Raw genomic sequence first — 3,804 nt, 5'->3', positions numbered from 1 at the left:
CGGACACACACCTACGTCTCGCTGGAAGGGCGATCAGAATCGGCCCGCTTCGTACCGTCTGACGGCTTCTCGGTCGGGTGGCCGGTCAGGTGGTGGGCACGGCCGCGTCGGCGCGTGGCCGGACGAGGGTGAACCGGTCGAACGGGACCGGCGTCGGTGCACTGGAGTCGTACACGGTCACCCGGATGCTCGTCGAGCCGCCCGGTTCACCTGGATCCACCTCGAAAGCCGCGAAGGCGTATGGATGCTCCGGTGCCCGGAAGGCGAGCCAGGGCGCGTCCTCCCTCGCCCGGGCCGATCGGCGATGCCACCCGCCGGGATCCTGTTCGTGCACGCCGACGATGACCCAGCAGGCGGGTGGATCGAACAGTGCGTGCGCGGACGGCGACGATGATCCTCCGGTCCCCACGAGCAGGTGGACGGTGCCCGCCGAGGTGTCGAGCAGGTCACCGGCCCCGCCGACAGCCGCGGCGCCCGCTCCGTCAGCGGTCTTCCGGGCGGGCGTCGTCGCATCGGGGACCGGGCGGGGAGTCCGGGTCGCGCTGTCCGGCACGACCCCGCGCAGCGGATGAGTGCGCTCGTAGTGGTGCTCGTGGCCGCAGAGCACCAGATCCACCTCGTAGGTGTCGAACAACGGCAGCCATTCCTCCCGGATACCGAGGTCGGCGCCGTTGTGCTCCGCCGCGGTCGACACCGCGGCGTGGTGCATGCCGACGACGATCCAGTCGATGCCGGAATCGGCGCGGGCCTGTTTGAGGGTCCGCTCCAACCAGGAGGTCTGCCGGCCGGCGGTGTACCCATGGAGGTAGACCCGCCCGCTGTCCTGATAGCAGACATCGGCGGCGCTGAGCATGACGAACCGCACGCCGCCGACGGTGAACGCGTACCAGAGCCCGGCGAGGTAGGCCTCCTCGTCGTGCTGGGGAAGGGCGAAGTAGGCCTGGTAGGGCGGCTAGCCCCAGCGCTCCGTTGCCCCGCTCGGTCTCATGGTTGCCGTTGTAGGGCATCCACGGCCGGAACCGGGCGGAGGAGCTGATCATCGTGAACCAGTCGAACCAGTCGCGAACCGGATCTGTGCGCTGGTTGGCGTACGACAGGTCGCCGTTCGCGAGGTTGAACAGCGGCGCGAGGCGTTCCACTCCGGTCACCACGTGGCGTGACGCGGCCGAGCCGTACGGGTCATGCGGCTCGTCGGTGCCCTGGTCGCCGAAGCAGGTGAAGCTGAAGGCGGCCCGGTGCCGTGGAGCCGTGCGGAACGACCCGTGGGCCAGGCCCCAGCGCCCGTCATGACCCACGTCATAGCGGTAGCCGGTAGCCGGCAGGAGGCCGGACAGGTGCGCATGGTGGGCGAAGACCACCTCGTTCGTCAGGGCGTCCGTGTAGGAACGGGTGAGCGCGGTCACCGAGCCGGTAGACCCGCCATCCGCCGGGCCGAACCGTACCTGGGGCCGTGGGACGGCAGTTCGGGTCAGCCACGAGACGACCATGGACGTGGCGGGATCAGAGCCGAAGGTCAGGTGAACGCCGAGCGCGACGTCGGGACTACCAGTCACCAGCGGAGCTCTCCGTTCGCCGAACCAGCAGTCCGAACCGTCCTCGGGGCGATGAAGTTGTGCCTGTGCTGTGCCGGCAACCGGACCCGATCTCGCCAGGTGCCCCGGCTGGCAAGGTGGTTATCCGGTGGCTGACATTTTCCCATATTCCGTTACCGGTCGCCGACTGAGCGGTGTGACCGAGCGATGTGTGAGAGAACGAACGTGTTCCAACTTTGGAGCGACCAGCCCGGATACGCGGCCGAGACGGCGATGGCCGGCGCAGCCCCGGGGCTGCGCCGGCCATCGCCGTCTGGCCATCACGCCCGGCTATCGCGTCCGGCCATTGCGAGGTCACCGGACCGGCCGCCTCCCGGGAGGCAGCCGGAACTTCCCGAGTGCCTACTCGCTGGACTTGGCCAGATCGACCGGCGGGGCATCGGGCACCTGGTTCGGCTTCACCTCGCCACGGAAGACGAACTTCGCCTCGTCACCATCGCCTTCGACGTCCCCGACGACGATCTCGCCCGGCTTGAGCGTGCCGTACAGGATCTTCTCGGACAGCACGTCCTCGATCTCCCGTTGGATCGTCCGGCGCAGTGGCCGGGCGCCCAGCACCGGGTCGTACCCCTTCTTCGCCAGCAGGGCCTTGGCGGCCGACGTCAGCTCGAGAGCCATGTCCTTGTTCTTGAGCTGGGCGTCCACCCGGGCCAGCATCAGATCGACGATCTGGATGATCTCGGCCTCGGACAGCTGGTGGAAGACGATGATGTCGTCGATCCGGTTGAGGAACTCGGGCCGGAAGTGCTGCTTGAGCTCGTCCTGAACCTTCGCCTTCATCCGCTCGTAGTCGACGGCGCCCTGACCGGTGGCGAACCCGATGCCGGGGCCCTTGGAGATGTCCCGGGTGCCCAGGTTCGACGTCATGATCAGAACGGTGTTCTTGAAGTCGACCAGCCGGCCCTGGGAGTCGGTCAGCCGACCGTCCTCCAGGATCTGCAGGAGGGTGTTGAAGACGTCGGGGTGCGCCTTCTCGACCTCGTCGAACAGGACCACCGAGAACGGCTTGCGCCGCACCCGCTCGGTGAGTTGGCCGCCCTCCTCGTAGCCGACGTAGCCGGGCGGGGAACCCACCAGCCGCGAGACGGTGTGCTTCTCCATGTACTCGGACATGTCGAGCTGGATGAGCGCGTCCTCGTCACCGAAGAGGAACTCGGCGAGCGTCTTGGACAGCTCCGTCTTACCGACACCGGACGGGCCGGCGAAGATGAACGAACCGCCGGGGCGCTTGGGGTCCTTCAGCCCGGCACGGGTGCGCCGGATCGCCTGGGAGACGGCCTTGATGGCCTGCTGCTGGCCGATGACGCGCTTGTGTAGCTCGTCCTCCATGCGCAGCAGGCGCGCGGTCTCCTCCTCGGTGAGCTTGAAGACCGGGATGCCCGTCCAGATGGCGAGCACCTCGGCGATCTCCTCGTCGCCCACCTCGGCGACGACGTCCATGTCGCCGGCCTTCCACTCCTTCTCCCGCTTCGCCTTCTCGGAGAGGAGGGTCTTCTCCTTGTCCCGCAAGGACGCGGCCTTCTCGAAGTCCTGCGCGTCGATCGCGGACTCCTTGTCCCGGCGGACGGTGGCGATGCGCTCGTCGAACTCGCGTAGGTCCGGCGGAGCGGTCATCCGACGGATGCGCATCCGCGAACCCGCCTCGTCGATCAGGTCGATCGCTTTGTCGGGCAGGAACCGGTCGGAGATGTAACGGTCGGCCAGGGAGGCGGCCGCCACCAGCGCGGCATCGGTGATCGATACCCGGTGATGCGCCTCGTACCGGTCCCGCAGCCCCTTGAGGATCTCGATCGTGTGCGCCACTGACGGCTCCGCGACCTGGATCGGCTGGAACCGCCGCTCGAGAGCGGCGTCCTTCTCCAAGTGCTTGCGGTACTCGTCGAGCGTAGTCGCGCCGATGGTCTGCAGCTCACCGCGGGCGAGCATGGGCTTGAGGATCGACGCCGCGTCGATGGCACCCTCGGCCGCGCCCGCGCCGACCAGTGTGTGCAGCTCGTCGATGAACAGGATGATGTCGCCGCGGGTCCGGATCTCCTTGAGGACCTTCTTCAGCCGCTCCTCGAAGTCACCGCGGTAGCGGGAACCGGCGACCAGAGCGCCGAGGTCGAGGGTATAGAGCTGCTTGTCCTTCAGGGTCTCGGGCACCTCGCCCTTGATGATCGCCTGCGCCAGTCCCTCGACCACGGCGGTCTTGCCGACGCCGGGTTCACCG

At 68.1% G+C, this 3,804-nt stretch carries 2 protein-coding genes and 1 pseudogene; all 3 read right to left on the bottom strand.

The window, feature by feature from the left end:
- Positions 1-85: 85 nt before the first annotated feature.
- On the bottom strand, positions 86-865 hold the full coding sequence (locus AC08OT_RS19570) for a metallophosphoesterase (RefSeq protein ID WP_476592057.1): 780 nt from the start codon (positions 863-865) through the stop codon (positions 86-88).
- A gap of 469 nt (positions 866-1,334) precedes the next feature.
- Positions 1,335-1,487, bottom strand: a pseudogene (locus AC08OT_RS19565) (fibronectin type III domain-containing protein); the annotation flags it as partial.
- Positions 1,488-1,934: 447 nt separating this feature from the next.
- The coding region (locus AC08OT_RS19560; protein WP_476603167.1) for an ATP-dependent Clp protease ATP-binding subunit at positions 1,935-3,804 on the bottom strand (1,870 nt) is incomplete at its 5' end.

The sequence above is a fragment of the Frankia sp. CgJB1 genome, assembly GCF_977947065.1.
The sequence above is the reverse complement of the archived record's forward strand: the minus strand, read 5'-3'. Positions and strand labels throughout refer to the sequence as shown.